Source organism: Nocardia sp. NPDC052254 (genome assembly GCF_040679495.1).
Lineage (GTDB): Bacteria > Actinomycetota > Actinomycetes > Mycobacteriales > Mycobacteriaceae > Nocardia.
In genome coordinates, this window is sequence record NZ_JBFAUW010000016.1 from 42,897 (window position 1) to 59,480 (window position 16,584).

Annotated in this window: 18 protein-coding genes; 6 read left to right on the forward strand and 12 right to left on the reverse strand. The window is 67.0% G+C overall.

The window, feature by feature from the left end; genetic code table 11:
* Positions 1-8: 8 nt before the first annotated feature.
* Together AB0L57_RS28370 and AB0L57_RS28375 are read right to left on the reverse strand one after the other, a co-directional pair.
* A complete protein-coding gene (locus tag AB0L57_RS28370) occupies positions 9-848 on the reverse strand; it encodes a DUF72 domain-containing protein (protein WP_364968405.1) in 840 nt (279 codons plus the stop codon).
* A 43-nt stretch (positions 849-891) separates the two neighbouring features.
* Positions 892-2,487 carry a hypothetical protein gene (locus AB0L57_RS28375; RefSeq protein ID WP_364968408.1) on the reverse strand — a complete coding sequence of 532 codons (1,596 nt, stop codon included), beginning with the start codon at positions 2,485-2,487 and terminating at the stop codon, positions 892-894.
* 139 nt (positions 2,488-2,626) lie between these two features.
* Between AB0L57_RS28375 and AB0L57_RS28380 the strand changes: the two genes are divergently transcribed.
* Positions 2,627-3,793 (forward strand): thiolase family protein, encoded by a 1,167-nt coding sequence (locus tag AB0L57_RS28380; protein WP_364968410.1) that lies wholly within the window; start codon positions 2,627-2,629, stop codon positions 3,791-3,793.
* A gap of 66 nt (positions 3,794-3,859) precedes the next feature.
* On the opposite strand, the gene AB0L57_RS28385 is transcribed toward AB0L57_RS28380, so the two are convergent.
* From AB0L57_RS28385 to AB0L57_RS28395, 3 genes are all read right to left on the reverse strand, one after another.
* The gene (locus AB0L57_RS28385) at positions 3,860-4,057 is read right to left on the reverse strand and encodes a hypothetical protein (protein ID WP_364968412.1); all 198 of its coding nucleotides are present in this window, start codon (positions 4,055-4,057) and stop codon (positions 3,860-3,862) included.
* A 257-nt stretch (positions 4,058-4,314) separates the two neighbouring features.
* Positions 4,315-6,183 carry a long-chain-fatty-acid--AMP ligase FadD32 gene (fadD32, locus tag AB0L57_RS28390; protein ID WP_364968618.1) on the reverse strand — a complete coding sequence of 623 codons (1,869 nt, stop codon included), beginning with the start codon at positions 6,181-6,183 and terminating at the stop codon, positions 4,315-4,317.
* 106 nt (positions 6,184-6,289) lie between these two features.
* The gene (locus AB0L57_RS28395; protein WP_364968414.1) at positions 6,290-7,534 is read right to left on the reverse strand and encodes a KasA/KasB family beta-ketoacyl-ACP synthase; all 1,245 of its coding nucleotides are present in this window, start codon (positions 7,532-7,534) and stop codon (positions 6,290-6,292) included.
* 211 nt (positions 7,535-7,745) lie between these two features.
* On the opposite strand from AB0L57_RS28395, the gene AB0L57_RS28400 reads away from it, so the two are divergent.
* Both AB0L57_RS28400 and AB0L57_RS28405 read left to right on the forward strand, forming a co-directional pair.
* A complete protein-coding gene (locus AB0L57_RS28400) occupies positions 7,746-8,744 on the forward strand; it encodes an acyl-ACP desaturase (protein WP_364968417.1) in 999 nt (332 codons plus the stop codon).
* Positions 8,745-8,862: 118 nt separating this feature from the next.
* Positions 8,863-9,030 (forward strand): hypothetical protein, encoded by a 168-nt coding sequence (locus AB0L57_RS28405; protein WP_364968419.1) that lies wholly within the window; start codon positions 8,863-8,865, stop codon positions 9,028-9,030.
* Positions 9,031-9,040: 10 nt separating this feature from the next.
* Here AB0L57_RS28405 and AB0L57_RS28410 read toward each other — a convergent pair whose 3' ends face one another.
* Positions 9,041-9,754: a VIT family protein gene (locus tag AB0L57_RS28410; protein WP_364968422.1), complete on the reverse strand. Its 714-nt coding sequence runs from the start codon at positions 9,752-9,754 to the stop codon at positions 9,041-9,043.
* A gap of 285 nt (positions 9,755-10,039) precedes the next feature.
* Between AB0L57_RS28410 and AB0L57_RS28415 the strand changes: the two genes are divergently transcribed.
* Positions 10,040-10,510: a hypothetical protein gene (locus AB0L57_RS28415; protein ID WP_364968424.1), complete on the forward strand. Its 471-nt coding sequence runs from the start codon at positions 10,040-10,042 to the stop codon at positions 10,508-10,510.
* An 11-nt stretch (positions 10,511-10,521) separates the two neighbouring features.
* Here AB0L57_RS28415 and AB0L57_RS28420 read toward each other — a convergent pair whose 3' ends face one another.
* Genes AB0L57_RS28420 through AB0L57_RS28430 form a run of 3 tightly spaced genes read right to left on the reverse strand, consistent with a single transcriptional unit; the run spans position 10,522 to position 12,060 of the window.
* On the reverse strand, positions 10,522-10,824 hold the full coding sequence (locus AB0L57_RS28420) for an Ada metal-binding domain-containing protein (RefSeq protein WP_364968426.1): 303 nt from the start codon (positions 10,822-10,824) through the stop codon (positions 10,522-10,524).
* A 5-nt stretch (positions 10,825-10,829) separates the two neighbouring features.
* Positions 10,830-11,585: a 2OG-Fe(II) oxygenase gene (locus AB0L57_RS28425; protein WP_364968428.1), complete on the reverse strand. Its 756-nt coding sequence runs from the start codon at positions 11,583-11,585 to the stop codon at positions 10,830-10,832.
* Positions 11,575-12,060, reverse strand: a complete 486-nt coding sequence (locus AB0L57_RS28430; RefSeq protein WP_364968431.1) for a methylated-DNA--[protein]-cysteine S-methyltransferase — start codon at positions 12,058-12,060, stop codon at positions 11,575-11,577. The genes AB0L57_RS28425 and AB0L57_RS28430 overlap by 11 nt, the downstream gene beginning before the upstream one ends.
* Positions 12,061-12,199: 139 nt before the next feature.
* Between AB0L57_RS28430 and AB0L57_RS28435 the strand changes: the two genes are divergently transcribed.
* The gene (locus AB0L57_RS28435; RefSeq protein ID WP_364968434.1) at positions 12,200-12,622 is read left to right on the forward strand and encodes a PPOX class F420-dependent oxidoreductase; all 423 of its coding nucleotides are present in this window, start codon (positions 12,200-12,202) and stop codon (positions 12,620-12,622) included.
* Positions 12,623-12,641: 19 nt separating this feature from the next.
* Here the strand turns inward: AB0L57_RS28435 and AB0L57_RS28440 are convergent, their stop codons facing one another.
* Entirely contained in the window at positions 12,642-14,114 is a 1,473-nt protein-coding gene (locus AB0L57_RS28440) for an NAD(P)/FAD-dependent oxidoreductase (RefSeq protein ID WP_364968436.1), read from the reverse strand.
* A gap of 39 nt (positions 14,115-14,153) precedes the next feature.
* Here AB0L57_RS28440 and AB0L57_RS28445 point away from each other — a divergent pair, with 39 nt between their 5' ends.
* A complete protein-coding gene (locus AB0L57_RS28445) occupies positions 14,154-15,194 on the forward strand; it encodes an AraC family transcriptional regulator (protein WP_364968438.1) in 1,041 nt (346 codons plus the stop codon).
* Between the two features lie 16 nt (positions 15,195-15,210).
* Here AB0L57_RS28445 and AB0L57_RS28450 read toward each other — a convergent pair whose 3' ends face one another.
* Both AB0L57_RS28450 and AB0L57_RS28455 read right to left on the reverse strand, forming a co-directional pair.
* Complete coding sequence (locus AB0L57_RS28450; protein ID WP_364968440.1) at positions 15,211-15,693, reverse strand: nuclear transport factor 2 family protein; 483 nt, start codon at positions 15,691-15,693, stop codon at positions 15,211-15,213.
* A 92-nt stretch (positions 15,694-15,785) separates the two neighbouring features.
* On the reverse strand, positions 15,786-16,556 hold the full coding sequence (locus tag AB0L57_RS28455; RefSeq protein WP_364968443.1) for an SDR family NAD(P)-dependent oxidoreductase: 771 nt from the start codon (positions 16,554-16,556) through the stop codon (positions 15,786-15,788).
* Positions 16,557-16,584 lie beyond the last annotated feature (28 nt).

Here is a 16,584-nt window from a genome sequence, read left to right on the forward strand (position 1 = left end):
TCACACTCTCAGAACAAGGTCATGGGCTCGACCGGCACCGGTTCCGGCTGTGGCGGAAGCTCGGCGCACACAGACCGCACATCGTCGTAGAACCGCCGGGCCAGCAGAAGCGATCCGGCATTGTCCGGAGTATGCACGAAAACGGTGGGCGAGCGCCCCTCCCGCAACCATTCCACGACGATGTCGCGCCAGGGCCGCCAACCGGCCACGGTCGCGTCGAGATCGTCGCGACCGTGATAGCGCACGATCGGCCGATCGGTCAGCGCTCGTAACCGGCGCGGCAGTCGCGGCTTCTTCGACGCCGCCTCGAACTCTCCCGTGCTGGCGGGCGGTGCGGCGAACAATGTGGTGGTGTCGAACGGAATCCATTCGCTGCCGGTACGTTCCAGGACGTATTCCAGGCGCCCGGCGGTATCGGGATCGGTGAAGAAGGCAGGGTGGCGGACCTCGACCGCGTACCGGTACCGATCCGGTAACCGGCCCAGGAATCCGGCGAGGACACCGAGATCACCCGGTCCGAACGACGCAGGCAACTGCACCCACAGCGCATGTACCCGCGGCCCGAGGGGGTCGATCGCGGCCAGGAATTCCGCCAATTCCGCCTCGGCGCCGCGCATCCGGTGGTCGTGGGTGACGGGCCGGGGCAGTTTCAGAACGAAGCGGAAATCCTCGCCGGTCTGTTCGGCCCAGGACCGGACGGTGGCCTCGCCGGGCGTCGCGTAGAAGGTGGTGTTGCCCTCCACGGCGGTGCAGTGCTCGGCGTAGGCCGCCAGCCGGCGCCGCGCATCCGGCTGGCGATCCCGCCACGCATCGTGCGTCCACTGCGCACATCCCACCGAGAGTTTCACGGTTTCGACCGTAACCCCGCGGGGTGACAGCTCCGGCGTGGGTTCACTGCCCGTTCGGTGCGTCGGCCGTCCTGCGGAAGAACAGGATCTGATCGCCGTACTCCGCCAGTGCCCGCGCCTGCCCGGCCTGCCGGATACCGCTGGCCGCCAGATTGGTGAGTTTCGCGAACATCCCGGAGTTACCGAAGGCCGCGCGGACCTGAGTCTCGGAGGCGTAGTCGGCGCCGTAATCGGCCAGGACGGCGAAATCCAAGGGGGCCAGCGGGGTCTCCAGCGGAGCCTGCCCGGCGGGCCGTCCCAGCGCCGCGTACTGCTTGGCGAGTCCGTCTGCGTACCAGCACAATTCGTAGGCCAGATTCTCGGTGGTGTTCACCGCGACCACCGGCCACTGCCGCGACAGCCGCAACGCGAGTGGATTTCTCCCGGTGGGGGCGAGTTCCCAGAACAGGCTCAGCACCGACACCCAGCTCCCCCCGGCACGCTGGACGAGTACCACGTCGTCACCGAGTTCGGGCTCGGTGTTCAGCGTGGGATCGGGCATGTGCCAATGGCTTTCGCCCACACCCGCGAAGGCGGTGCTGTCGACCGGATGTGCGCCGTCGGCCGCGTACGCCTCGATCACCGCCGCCCGCACCCGGGCCACGGCATCCGCCGAGGCGCATCGCACACTCAGCGCGCCGTAGGAGGTCGCGATCTCCATCGGCTTGGAGGGTGGATCCGCCAGCGCGCCCGCTGCCAGCGGCTTGAGCCCCACCAGGCCGAGCTTCCAGTTGATCTCCTCGATCGTGGTCAGATCACCGGAGGTTTGATACAGGATCTGCTGCTGGGTCAGGTAGCCGGCCCGTTCCAGCGTCGCGCATTCCAGCTTCACCAGGGCGGCATGGGTTTTGCTGGTGAACTCGAGCTCGTCGATGGAGGTTTCGCGCAGCCGGGTGGTCATCGCCGGGGTGGTCCAGGCCGAATAACGTTCCCGGTAGGTGGCCAGCGCCTGCTTGCGGGAGCGGCCGATCATCAAGGTACGCAACAACATATTGAGGCTGGCCAGATAGCGCCCGGTCTGATCGGGATTGGCCGCGAACAGCCCCGCCCGGATCCGCACCGCCTCGGCACTGGCCGCCACCGCCGATTCGGGGTCCAGCCGGCACAGCCAGACACCACATTTCGACAACCCGTCCGCACACACTCCGGCGGCCATCGGATAGTTCTGCGCCGTCTGGTGATACGCGTCGCATGCCTGGCGGATGGTCGCGGTGGCGAGTTCGCGATGCCCGATGGTGCGCGCCGCCTGTTCGAACAGCCGCAGCGCCTCGGTGACCAAACCGGCGAATTGGGCGGTCACATGACCGGCGGTCAGCCAGCGCAGCCGGATCAGCGCGGCTTCCTGTGCGGGCTCCAGCGCGGCGGGCGCGCGGTCGCGGTCGGCACTGTCGGCCTTGGTGTCCAGGCACGCCTTGGCCAGCTCGCACAGCGAGGTCGCCAGGCGCAGTTCGGCCTCGGCGGATCGTTCCTGGGCGGCAGCCCGTCTGTGGTCGGCCACCTGCTGTTCGATCGTGCTCAGCGCACTCGCCATCACAACTCCCGCATCGCCTTCCACACACGGTCGTGGATCGGCCGCATCGTGCCGTGCCGAGTCTGCCATATCGGACCACCGCCCAGCATGCCGACGAAGGGGGTGGCGGCTCGCACCACCCCCGAATACCGCCCCGCCCTCGGAAAAGATGCGAATCGGTGTTAACTTAGACCGGAACGAAGAGTAACTTTGATCGATCGGAGTGGCTATGACCACGGCAGTACTCGTCGACGTCGTCCGAACCCCGTCGGGTAAGGGAAAAACCGGCGGAGGCCTGTCGCAGGTCCATCCGGCCACCCTGCTGACCGGAGTGCTGTCCGAACTGGTCGCGCGCAACGACCTCGACCCGGCGCTGATCGACGATGTGATCGCCGGCTGCGTGACCCAGAGCGGAGAACAGGCGTTCAACATCGCGCGCACGGCGACCCTGGCGGCCGGATTCCCGGAGGCGGTACCCGGCACCACGGTGGATCGGCAGTGCGGCTCGAGCCAGCAGGCCGCGCATTTCGCCGCCCAGGGCGTGATCGCGGGCGCGTACGACGTCGCCATCGCCTGCGGCGTGGAGTCGATGTCGCGGGTGCCGATGTTCTCCAACGGCCGAGGTGCCGACGCCAACGGCGGCCCCATTGCGCACCGATACCCCGAAGGACTTGTGCAGCAGGGCATTTCCGCCGAGGTGATCGCCGCGCGCTGGAAGTTCGACCGCACCGCACTCGACGAATTCGCCGCTCGCTCGCACCGGCTCGCGGCCGAGACCGCCGCCGCCGGCGGGTTCGACCGCGAACTGATCGCCGCCGGCACCCTCACCGCCGACGAAACCATCCGTCCGGCAACCTCCGTCGAAGGACTGGCGGGACTGCGACCGGCATTCGCCGACGATCGGTACCTGGCCCGCTTTCCGGAGATCGAATGGTCGATCACCCCGGGCAACTCCTCACCACTGTCCGACGGCGCTTCCGCCGCTCTGATCATGAGCGAGGAGAAGGCCGCCGCACTCGGTCTGCGTCCACGCGCCCGATTCCACTCGTTCGCCGTGACCGGTGACGACCCGCTGCTCATGCTGACCGCGGTGGTGCCCGCGACCCGAAAGGTACTGGCCCGCGGCGGTTTGTCGATCGAGGACATCGATGCCTACGAGGTGAACGAGGCCTTCGCGCCGGTGCCACTGGTCTGGGCTCACGAACTCGGTGCCGACCCGGAACGACTCAACCCGCGCGGCGGTGCCATCGCGCTGGGCCACCCGCTCGGCGCCTCCGGTGTGCGCATCCTGGCCACGATGGTCAATCACCTCGAGCAGACCGGTGGCCGATACGGCCTGATGACCATGTGTGAGGCAGGCGGTCTCGCCAACGCCACCGTGATCGAACGGCTCTGATCACACGGATCGATCGAAGCGAACCGGTTGCCGGTCGGCGTCCCCGAAAGCGCCGACCGACATCCGTCAGTGGCGCCGGCAGCTGTCGGGCACGATGTGCCCGGCGGTCACCAGCGCGTCGAATGCCGCCTGCTTGATACCGCAGCAGTCGGTTGTGCAATCGGTGTGCAACTGCATCACCTGGTGAGCACGGTCGACCGTCAATGGCCTGGTCGGTGCCGAATGTGCCATCACCACAATGAGTTCAGCGACAGACAACTCCATGACATGCCTCATATCCGGTTCTACATGTTGATGTAGCTACACAGTAACTCCCCCGGAGGCCGCTGCCGACGGGACAAGTACCGGACAACCCGGTGCCCAGAGGACAACCGAGCACAATACGGAGCATTGCCTCACCTAAGGCGTCGTCACACCAGATACCTTGCGTCACTTGAAGCATCGCCGGGCACCGAACCACACCACCGCACAACGCTCGCCGCGCCCGGACATTCACCGCACTGCCGGACCGATGGACGCACCTACTCGTCGGTGGCATCCGGGAAGGCTTGCTGGCGATGCCCGCCGCGCAGCGTCCCCGTCAAATACGCGGCTTTACAGGCACGTCGGGCGATCTTGCCGCTTGAGGTGCGCGGGATGGACCCGGCCGGGACCAGCAGCAGATCACGGACTGTGACCCCGTGCCGGGCCGAAATCGCCGCCCGCACCGCTTCGATCACCGGCGCGGCGTCGAGTTTCGCTGCGCCACCGCCTCGTTCGGCCACGATCACCAGATGTTCGGAGCCCGCCGTGTTCGGCCCGGCCGCCTCCGCGGGCAGCTCGTCGCCGCGGACCGAGAAGGCCGCCACGAAACCCGGCCGCAGTGCGGTCGAGGATTCCTGCGCCGACATCTCCAGATCCTGCGGATAGTGGTTGCGGCCGTCCACGATGACCAGGTCCTTGACCCGGCCGGTGATGTACAGCTCACCGTCGTGGTACACGCCGTAGTCACCGGTCCGCATCCAATCGGCCTGTGGTGCAGTCCTTTCGGCATGACTGCCGGCGGGCTGGCGGGCGCGCAGAGAGTTGCGGAAGGTCTCCTCGGTCTCCTCGGGCCGGGCCCAGTAGCCGATGCCCATGTTCTCGCCGTGCAACCAGATCTCACCGACATGGCCGTCGGGCAGTTCGGCGCCCTCGTCGTCGACGACAACCGCCCATTGCGACCGGGCGACGTATCCACAGGACACCTGTGCCACAGCGTTTTCGGCATCCGGATCGATCTCGACCAGCCGACCGGCATTGAGCCGGGCACGATCGGCGTAAACGACCCGCGCGGGATCGTCACGCCGGGTGGCGGAGACGAACAGAGTGGCCTCGGCCATGCCGTAGCACGGCTTGATCGCCGTCTTGGGTAGTCCGTAGGGCACGAACGCTTCGTTGAACTTCGCCATCGACGTCACCGAAACCGGTTCGCTGCCGTTGATCAAGCCGATCACATTCGACAGGTCCAGACTCTCCCCCGGTTTCGGGCGCCCACGCACGGCGGCGTGCTCGAAGGCGAAATTCGGCGCGGCGGCGTAGGTTCCGGCACCGTCGGAGGCCGCCGCCAGCTCCTTGATCCAGCGGGAGGGCCGCCGGACGAAAGCACTCGGCGACATGATGGTGATGAACTTGCCGCCGATCGCCGGGAGGATCACACACAGCAGGCCCATATCGTGGAACAACGGCAACCAGGTGACCCCGCGGGCGGTTTCGTCGATGCCGAGGGCGTCGATCATCTGCAGCAGATTGGTGCCCACCGATCGATGCGTGATCTCCACACCGGCGGGGGTCCGGGTCGATCCGGAGGTGTACTGCAGATATGCCACGCTGTCGATGTTGATATCCGGTTCGGTCCAGTTGGCGCCGATACTGTCCGGAATCGCGTCGACGGCGATGATGCGCGGGCGCTGTGCGGCGGGAAGCGCGCGGAAGAATTCCCGTACGCCGGCCGCCGCGGAACTGGCCGTCAGAATCGCGGTGGGGCGGCAGTCGCTCAACACCGCGTGCAGACGGTCGGTGTGGCCGGGCTCGTCCGGATCGAACAGCGGAACGGCGATATTGCCCGCGTACACCGCCGCGAACAGCGCCACCACATAGTCCAGACCCTGTGGCGCGAGAATGGCCACCCGGTCGCGTGGTTTCGTGACCTGTTGCAATCGTGCCGCCACCGCCCGCAGGCGCGCACCGAACTGACGCCAGGTGAGCTCGTGATACTCACCCTCACGTTCACGTGAATAGTCGATGTAGCGGTACGCGAGCTCGTCACCGTTGGCCGCGCTGTGCTTGTCGACGAAATCGATCAGGGTCGCATCGCCCAGGATCTTGATATCGCCTTGTTCGTCCAGATAGTCATCGAAAGTCTCGCCGATCATTCCCTATCCTTTTTCACGCACGCACGCACAGACCGGCGTGCGATGACACCGAATACCCGGATCGATGCCGAAGCCCGATGTCCGGGCATTTCGGCGATGGAGCTCAGTAGCGCCCGAAACTCAGCGATACGTTGTGGCCGCCGAACCCGAAGGAGTTGTTGACCGCGTAGTCGATCCGCCCCGCCCGGGCCTGGCCCTTGACGATGTCGAGGTCGACCTCCGGGTCCTGGTTCTCCAGATTCAGGGTCGGCGGAACGACGCCGTCGCGGATCGACAGCACCGTCAGCACCGATTCCAGCGCCCCGACAGCGCCGATGGAATGCCCCAGCGCCGATTTCGGCGCGTACACCGAGGCGTGGGCGCCGACCGCGGACGCGATGGCGCGAGCCTCGGCGGTGTCACCGATCGGCGTGGCGGTGGCGTGCGCATTCACATGCGCCACATCGTTCTTCGACAGACCGGCGGTCTGCAGTGCGCGGGTGATGGCCCGCGCCGCGCCCTTGCCGTCGGGGTCGGGCGCCACCAGATGGAAACCGTCGGAAGTGACGCCGACTCCCAGCAGCCGGGCGTGGATGGTCGCGCCGCGGGCCCTGGCGTGCTCCTCGGATTCGAGCACCATCATCGCGCCGGCCTCGCCGAAGACGAAACCGTCCCGATCGGTGTCGAACGGCCGTGAGGCGCGCTTGGGATCGTCGTTGCGGGTACTCATCGCGCGCATCATCGTGAAAGCGGCGATCGGCACGGCCTGGATCGACCCCTCGACACCGCCGGTCACGACCATATCGGCATCGCCCATCACGATCGTCTTCCACGCGTTGGCAATGGCTTCGGATCCGGACGAACACGCCGAAACCGGCGTGGAGATACCTGCTTTGGCGCCGAGTTCCAGCCCCACCACCGCGGCCGGGCCATTGGGCATGATCATCTGCACGGCCAGCGGGCTGACCCGCCGATAACCGCCGTTGGCCATCTTGTCCTTGACGTCGATCAGCGCCTCGGCGCCACCGAGACCCGTCCCGATGGAGATGGCGAGCCGCTCCTGGTCGACCTCCGGCGAACCGGCGTTGCGCCACACCTCACGCCCCAGCACCAGTGCCATCTGCTCGACATAGGACAGCCGGCGAGTCTCCTCGCGGGTCAGCGCGCTGGACGGACAGACCTCGAGGTGCCCGCCGATCCGCACCGGTAGTTCGAACTGGTCGATGAATCCGTCGTCGAGCACATCGATTCCGCTCTCACCGTTCAGCAGTCCCTTCCAGGTGGAGTCGACATCGCCCGCGATCGATGTGGTCGCGGCAAGACTGGTGACGACGACGTCGCGGTAACGCGTGCGGCTGGAAACCGTCATTCTCGGCTCACTTTCGACAGGCAACACTCCGGAACTGGGGCAACACTGTGGCGAATACAAGCGGAAGCGACATCGGTGGCGGTGGAACGGCTACATTGACGAGCGAACTCGACCGGCGACCTGTGCCACCCGGCAGGCCGGTCGTGACTGCACTGTACCGGTTTCTTCCCGAGCGTCGCACCGCGATCCATGATGAGGAAGGGCACCACCGTTGGTCAGGAATCTCACCCAGCTCGAATTGCTGCTCGAACTGGAGCCAGTCGCCGAGCGCAATGTGCACCGTCACCTGTCGATGGCCAAGACCTGGCATCCGCACGATTACGTCCCCTGGGACGCCGGCCGCAACTTTGCGGCACTCGGTGGAAACGACTGGGATCCCGCACAGTCGCGTCTCGGTGAGGTGGCCCGGGCGGCCATGATCACCAATCTGCTCACCGAGGACAATCTGCCGTCCTACCACCGCGAGATCGCCGAGAACTTCTCCACCGACGGCGCCTGGGGCACCTGGGTCGGCCGGTGGACCGCCGAGGAGAACCGGCACGGCATCGTCATCCGCGACTATCTCGTGGTCACCCGCAGTGTCGACCCGGTCGCCCTGGAACGGGCCCGGATGACGCACATGACCAACGGCTACAACGCGATGAAGCTGGTGCGCGACAGCGCGAAGGCCGACGTGGCCGACCTGGCCGACAGCGGTTTTCTGTACTCGGTCGCCTATGTGACCTTCCAGGAACTCGCCACCCGGGTCTCGCATCGCAACACCGGAAAGGTCTGCGACGACCCCGTCGCGGACCGCATGCTGGCGCGCATCTCCGCCGACGAGAACCTGCACATGATCTTCTACCGCAACATGTGTGGCGCGGCATTGGATCTCGTACCCGATCAGGCCATCGAGTCGATCACCGACATCGTCTGCAACTTCCAGATGCCGGGCGCCGGAATGCCGGACTGGCGGCGCAACGGGGTGCTGATGGCCAAACACGGGATCTACGATCTGCGCCAGCATCTGGACGAAGTGGTGATGCCAGTGTTGCGCAAGTGGAATGTGTTCGATCGCAACGACTTCACCGCCCGCGGTGATCGCGCGCGGAACAGGCTCGGGGAATTCCTCGAGAAGTTGCGAACCGATTGTGCGCGTTTCGAAGAGCAGCGCGACCGGGCACTGGCCCGCGAGGCCCGCAAACGCGATCTGGTGAGCTCACAACCGTGAGTGCCCGCGGCGCGGTGGTGTAAGCGACTGCATCCCCGAGCATTTCGATATGGTTTCGAACGTGTCAGAGCGGCAGAACACATTGCCAGAAAATAGCCGCGGGTGCACACTGGGAGGTATGACCGCTTCACCCCGCGCTGCTCACCCCACGGACCGCGAATTCGTGGCGCGCAGCGGCGCTTCCCATCCCGTTGTGCACGTCGAGTTCCGGGTCGGTGATCCGCACCGGCAGGCCCAGGTACGAGCGGCCATGGACCGCCTGGGAAACCGGTTCGGAAACCGCTGAATTCACCCCGCTAGATCGCCATACCGACCAGGTGACCGACCAGATAGGTCGCGATCATCGCGAGCGCACCACCGGCCAGCACCCGAAATGCGGCCCGCCCCATCGGCGCCTGCCCGAGGCGGGCACCGATGGCGCCGGTCGCCGCCAGTGCCATCAGGACCGCCGCCGCGGTGACCGGAACCCGGATCGCCGTGGGCGCCAGCATCGCCAGCAGCGGCAGCAAGGCTCCGATGGTGAACGACAACGCCGAGGACAACGCGGCGTGCCACGGATTGGTCAATTCCGCCGGATCGATGCCCAATTCGGCCTCGGCGTGCGCGACGAAGGCATCCGTGGCCGTCAATTCCTCCGCCACCGTCCGCGCGGTGGCCGGTGACAGGCCCTTGGCCTCGTAGATCGCGGCCAGTTCCGCGAGTTCGCCCGCGGGATCGGCGGCCAGCTCCCGCCTTTCCACCGCCAGGACCGCCCGCTCGCTGTCGCGCTGCGTACTCACCGAGACGTACTCCCCGAGCGCCATCGACACCGCCCCCGCCGCCAGCCCGGCGACTCCGGCGGTGATGACGGCCGACGTGGATGTGGTGGCGGCCGCCACACCGATGACGATCCCTGCGATGGAGACGATTCCGTCATCGGCACCCAATACCGCGGCCCGCAGCCAATTCGATCGCACCGGCAGACCGGCGCCGTGACTCTCCGGACGAGCCGCACTCTCGACTGTCACCATATTCGCCTGCACCCCATAAAAATAGCTCCGCACACCATTTCCGGCCAGCAAAGCAAGGCTGTCCGAATGTAGGTAATCCATTGCACAGCAAGGGTTTCCATACCTCACCTCGTAACCGGACACGCCATCGATCCATTCCCCGCCGGGCACCGAAACAGGCTCCGCGACAGCTCTTTCATGAGGTCTGGACAATGGCGGGTCCGGCGGCAGCCCGCCACCGCGCCGCACACGGACATCGGCGGCGCGGACGCGTGCCCTCGGCAGCGACAGGAGCCGCCGGCGTGGGTGGAATCGGCGACCGGGCGTGAGGATCTCACCCCCCGGCGCTGCCGCCGTGTCTACAATCTGCGGGACCAACTGGAAAGGGAATCCGCACAAATGGACGCGGTCGTCACAGAAGTTGCGGTCGAGGGTAAGCGGCTCATCGATGAGGTGTGGCTGGGGCGGATCACACGGGATCAGGCGGTGCACCGGTTCGTTCAGGTCGGTGACGGCATGGTCGAGTTCGACACGGCCGCCGACATCGTCGACGACGGGCTGGCCTGGCTCGATTCCCATGCGTCCCGGTTCCGGTTACTCGCCTGGTGCTCGTGGCTCGAGCTACCGGTATTCGGCGGTCTCGCGATCCTCGGCGTGATGACCGGCGACTATCTGTCGACGGGATTCTCACTGATTCTGCTGGGCGTACTCCAGTTGGTGCATCGCCACATCGGCCCGCCGCGGCCGCCGATCGCGTGGCGGCAACACAGTCTCTGAGCCCGAGGCGGTCAGGGCGCGGAGCCGGGCATCGCGGGCGTGGTCTTCCACCGCCGGTAGGCATCCGGCAGACAGCGCGCGCACGGACGATAGCCGGCGGCCACCGCGGTCCGCTCGTCGGCGAAGAAGACGCGATGGGCGGCGTAATCGCCCCGACGCAGCGCCCGCAGCGCGGCCGGACAGTCCAGCCGCCCGTAGATACGCGCGCGGCGGTGTCCACCCAGGGTTCCGGCGGTGGCGCTGAGATACGGCACCGCATCCGAGCCGAGCAGCAGATAGTGCCCCGCGGGAACGACCTCCGGCTTCTCGGCCATCGATCTCAGGCCTCGTGGAAGACCAGGCCGAGGGTATGCCTGCGGCCCGTGCGCACCGTGCTCACTCCGTGCCGCATCGGAGCGGCCGACCAACCGCGGGCCGACCGCACCGGACGATCGCGCGTGGTGAAGATCAACCCGTGTCCCTGTGGCACGGTGACCGCCGTACCACGCGATTGAGCACGCGGGCGCTGTTCCACGAGCAGAAATTCCCCGCCGGTGTAGTCGGTTCCGGGAACATCGAGCCCGATGACGACCTGCAGCGGAAAGATCATGTCGCCGAACAGGTCTCGGTGCAGCGCATTCCAATCACCCGGGCCGTAGCGCAGCAGGATCTGGGCCGACCGGGTCTGGCCGGCGCGGTGGCAGATCGCGATCCAGTCGTCGAGTTCGTCCGGCCAGGTACCGGGCCGGCCCAGCCGCTCGGCCCACGCCCGCGCCACGCACAGCAGCTCGGGGTACAACGCGGCCCGCAACCCCGCGACGACGGGCGGCAGGTCGTGGGTGAAGTACCGGTATTCACCGGCTCCGAACCGATGGCGCGCCATCTCGATCGTGGACCGGAAGCGGGCCTCGTCCGCGTAGAGCGCGGCCAGCGACGAACATTCGGCCGGTGTCAGCAACGGTCCGGTCAGCGCACACCCGTGGCCATCGAGTTCGGCGGCCAGCGCACGCCAGTCCTGACCGGCCACCCGCTCACCGAAGGCCGTGGCCGCGAGCTCCGTCGGTAGCGAGTCCGCCGTGACCACCTCATGCGGCATGTTCGAGCTCCAGCAGCCGGCGCTTGGAGTCGAGGCCACCGGCGTATCCGGTGAGCCGGCCGTCGGCACCGACGACCCGATGACAGGGCCGCACGATCAGCACCGGATTCGCGCCGATCGCCGCGCCGACGGCGCGCACCGCCGCGCGCGGGGCACCGATTCGCGCCGCTATCTCGCCGTAGGACACGGTGTGGCCGTACGGGATGTCATCGAGCGCCCGCCAGACCCGCCTGCGGAACTCACTGCCCTCGACCGCGTAATCCAGCTCGAATCTGGTGCGCCGGCCGGCGAAGTAGTCGTCGAGTTGCTCGATCACCGGGGTGAAGGCGTCGCGGTCCTCGACCCATTCCGGCTGGACCACAACCGACTTCGGCCCGGCGATCGACACCGACCGGAGCGCGATGCCGGTCGGGCGGACCGCACCGGTCAATATCAATTCGCCCAGCGGGCTCGTTGTCGTCGCATGGACCGTCATTGCTGCTCCCATCGTCGTCCGGGCCGTACGTTCCCCAATCTGCCGCAGCCGCGGAGCACATACCGGCGGAAATCAGACATCGCATCCACGCCCGTGGCGCGGCGGGAATGAACGGGCACCTGCGGGCGTCCGACTCGGCATGCATCTTCCGGATTCCGCGCGTGAGTTCATCGGCGCCGGCGCGAACGCCACGCTGGTGACTCTCAATTCCGACGGCAGCCCGCAGATCTCCGTCGTCTGGGTGGCACTGCGGTCCACTCCCGAAGGGGACGAATTGGTCAGCGCTCACCTGGGTGAGTATCTGAAGGTGCGCAATGTGCGCCGTGATCCGCGAGTGGCGCTGACCATCGTGTCCGATGAACCGAGTGAGTTCATGCGGCCGTACCTGTCGGTCACCGGGACCGCGCGCATCGTCGAGGGCGGGGCGCCGGAACTGTTGCGCGAACTGGCCGCCACGCTGGCCCGGCCGGGCCTGGCATTCCCGCCCGCGGACGCGCCGCCGGGGGTGCTGACCCGGGTACGGATCGACAAGATCGGCGGACACGGTCCCTGGGCGTCCTGATTCGCCGGCGGCCCGGCGGTCAGGCGTTCGACAGCGCCGCCGTCCGCCGCACCGGACGCAGCGTCTTGTCCAGATTCGTCCGCATCGTCGTGGCCGAATCCAGCAGATAGTTCTGGCGTACCTTCCACGGATGCCGATCACCCTGACGCGGGAAGTCGGCGATGGAGCGCTGGATGTATCCGGAGGCGAGATCGAGCAGCGGGTGTTCGGTGAGATCGGCCTGCGGCTGCGGCACCACCGCCTCGTAGCCGCGGCGATCGGCGTGCGCGATCACCTTGCACACCAGCCGTGAGGTGAGATCGGCGCGCAACGTCCACGAGGCATTGGTGTAGCCGATGCAGACGGCGAAGTTCGGGACGCCGGTGAGCATGGTGCCCTGCCAGACGAAGCGGTCGGACAGATTCACCGATTCGCCGTCGACCTCCAGCGAAATACCGCCGAAGGCAAGCAGTTTCAGGCCGGTGGCCGAGATGACGATATCGGCCGGCAGCACCTTGCCCGACCGCAACCGGATACCTTCGGGCACGAACGTGTCGATGTGATCGGTGACCACCTCGGCCTTGCCCTTGCGCATCGCCTTGAAGAAATCGGCGTCGGGTACCGCACACAGCCGTTGATCCCACGGGTTGTATTCCGGGGTGAAGTGCTCGGCGACCAGCTTCTCGTCCTTCAGGATTCGAGTGGTCAGCCCGGTGAGCAGTTTGCGCGCCGCCTGCGGCCGGCGTCGGCAGTACTGATAGAAGCCGACATTGAACAGGATGTTCTTGATGCGGATCACCCGGTGCGCCAAGCCCGCCGGAAGCAGTTCGCGGATCTTGTCGGCCTGTTTGTCGCGACCGGGGACCGCGGAGATCCAGGTGGGTGAGCGCTGCAGCATGGTCACCAGTTCGGCCTGTTCGGCCATGGCCGGAACCAGGGTGACGGCGGTCGCGCCGCTGCCGATCACCACGACCTTCTTACCGGTGTAGTCGAGATCCTCCGGCCAGAACTGCGGATGCACCATCGTCCCGGAAAAGGATTCCACGCCGGGGAACTCGGGTGAATGCCCCTGGTCGTAGTCGTAGTATCCGGCGCACGAGTACAGGAAGCGGCACCGCAGCGTCCGCGTCTCACCCTCCTGGCTCAGCGTGAGCGTCCAGCGCGCCTCGGCGCTGGACCATTGCGCCGCAATCACTTTGGTGCCGTAGCGAATGTGTTCGTCGATGCCGTGGCGCCGCGCGGTCTCGGTGATGTATCGCAGGATCGAGGGCCCGTCGGCGATGGATTTGGCATCGCGCCACGGCTCGAAGGGATAGCCGAGGGTGAACATGTCCGAATCCGAGCGGATCCCCGGATAGCGGAACAGGTCCCAGGTGCCGCCCAGCGCCTCGCGTGCCTCGAGAATCGCGTAGGAAGTACCGGGCAGCTCGGTCTGCACCCGGTATCCGGCGCCGATTCCGGACAGCCCAGCGCCCACGATGACGACATCGACATATTCACCAGCTGCGGTCATGGTTCCAGTGTGCTGGCTACTCCCCCGGCAATCTTGACTTTGCGCGACAACTATTTGATTCTGGACGACATGTCGGTGATCCGGTCGGCCGGTTTGCGGGGATTCCGCGCCACGGTGGCGGAACTGGGCGGAAACGCCGAGGAATACGCGGTGGCCGCCGGACTGCCGATCGCCGCCCTGGACGCCGACGACCTGCTGGTCTCCGATCAGGCGATGGCACTGGTCCTGGAAATCGCGGCCGATCGGCTGCAGCGCCCCGATCTCGGGCTGCGCATCGCCGCACGGCAGGATCTGGGCATGCTGGGCCCGCTGGCATTGGCGATCCGGAGCTCGCCGACGCTGGCCGACGCGCTCGAGTGCACCTCCCGCTACCTGTTCGTGCACGCGCGTTCGCTGCGGTTGAGCATCGAACCCGACCCGTACGACGATCGCGCGGTCACCGCCCTGAACTACGGTGTGCGGCCCGGCCTGCCCACGGTGATCCAGGGGACCGATCTCGGCTTGGGATTCCTGCATCGGACCCTGATCCGGCTGATCGACGGCCCGTACGGGCTGCGCTCGGTGGAACTGCCCTATCGGCCACCCGCCGCCCGCACCGTCTACGAGGACTTCTTCGGCGCACCGGTGCGCTTCGAGCGCCCGGCGGCGATGCTGCGCGTGCCGAGCAGCCTGGCCGACCGGGCCGTCGCCGGCGGCGACGAGAATCTACGCCGGCTGGCGGTGGCATTCCTGGCCGAACAGGCCGGTGACGCCGGGGCCGAGACGGTGCCGCGGGTCCGCGCGGCGGTACAGAACCTGCTCGGCACCGCCGCACCCGACATCGATTCGGTGGCACGACTGCTGACCGTGCATCCGCGCACCCTGCAGCGGCGGCTGGCGGCCGGAGGAACCAGTTTCGCCACCATCGTCGAGGATGTGCGGCGCAGCGAGGCACGCCGATACCTGACCACCACCGATCTGCCGATGAGCCAGATCGCCTCGCTGCTCGGCCTGTCCGAACAGGCGACCCTCACTCGCTGCGCGCGCCGCTGGTGGAACACCACACCCACGGCGCTGCGCCGCGATCACCTCCGGCACTGACCGAGTGGCCGGCGCCTCAGTGGGTCAGGCTCGGATCCCAGCGGCTGGAGGTGAGGGTGAAGCCCTTGATCGAGGCCAGCGGAATCACCGCCTCGTAGTTGCGCTGATATCCGGTGCGCGCGATGCGCCAGCGGCCGTCGGACTCGCGGCGGTAGGTGTCGCGATAGTAGGCCGCACCGCGAATCATCACACCGTGGTCGGGGATGATGACCGTGTCCTCCAGGCACCAGCTGCCGGAGGCGGTGTCGCCGTCGACCTCGATCTCGGGGTGACTGCAGACGTGCGAGGTGATCATCGTCCCGGTCATCGCACCGCTGAGATAGCCGACGATCGCTTCGCGACTGTCGAACTGCAGCGGCCGGCCACCCGAGGGCGACCCGTAATCGGCCACCGCGTCCACGGTGAGGGTGTCGGCGAATTCTTCCCACTCCCGCATATCCAACGTTCGCAGATAGCGGTACTTCAACGCACGAATCTCTTCCAACGCAACGAGATCCATCGCGGCCACCTCCTGATATCGGTTCGCCAGCACAATAGAACACGTTTCTGTTTCGGTCCCGGCTTTTGCCGTTCACCGGGACCGCGGGGAAATCAGGCGTGCGTGCCACCGTCGATCCGGATCTCGGTGCCCGTGATGAAGGCACCGTCGTCCGACGCCAGCATCGCCACCACGCCGGCGACGGTGTCGGGCGAGGCGAAACCCTTGCCCAGCAGCGGCATCAGCTTCATGAGCAGGTTGTAGTCGGCATCCTCGGGCAGGCCCGGGCCGCGACCGTCGGTCATGTCGCTGGAGATCGAACCCGGTGCCACCGCCACCGCGCGCAGGCCCTGCTTGGCGTACTCCGCGGCCAGAGCGTGCGTCATCGACATGATGCCGCCCTTGGACGCGGCATAGGCGGCCATGTACGGGTGCGCGAAATAGGTCGAGGTGGAGGCGAAGTTCACGATCACACCGTGCCCGCTGTCCAGCAGGGCCGGCAGCGATTCGCGAATCATCAGGAAGGTGCCGGTGAGATTGGTGGTGAGGATGCGGTTCCAGTCCGCCAGCGGCATTTCGTGGGTGTGTGCCGAACGCAGGATGCCCGCGGCATTGACCAGCGCGTCCAGACCACCCAGGGTCTCGATCGCCGAACCGACCCCGGCGCGAACCGAGTCCTCGTCGGAAATATCGATCACCGCGGTGGTCAGCCGGTCGGCGTAGCCCTTCTCCGCGGCCTGCTTCGCGGTTTCCGCGAGACCGGCCTCGCTGACATCGGCACCCACCACGGTGCCGCCCTCGGACAGGATGCGGTGCACGGTGGCGCGGCCGATGCCGGATCCGGCACCGGTGATCAGTACGCGGCGGTCGGTGAAACGCTCCATTGCGAAACTCTCCTCGATTCGAATTTCC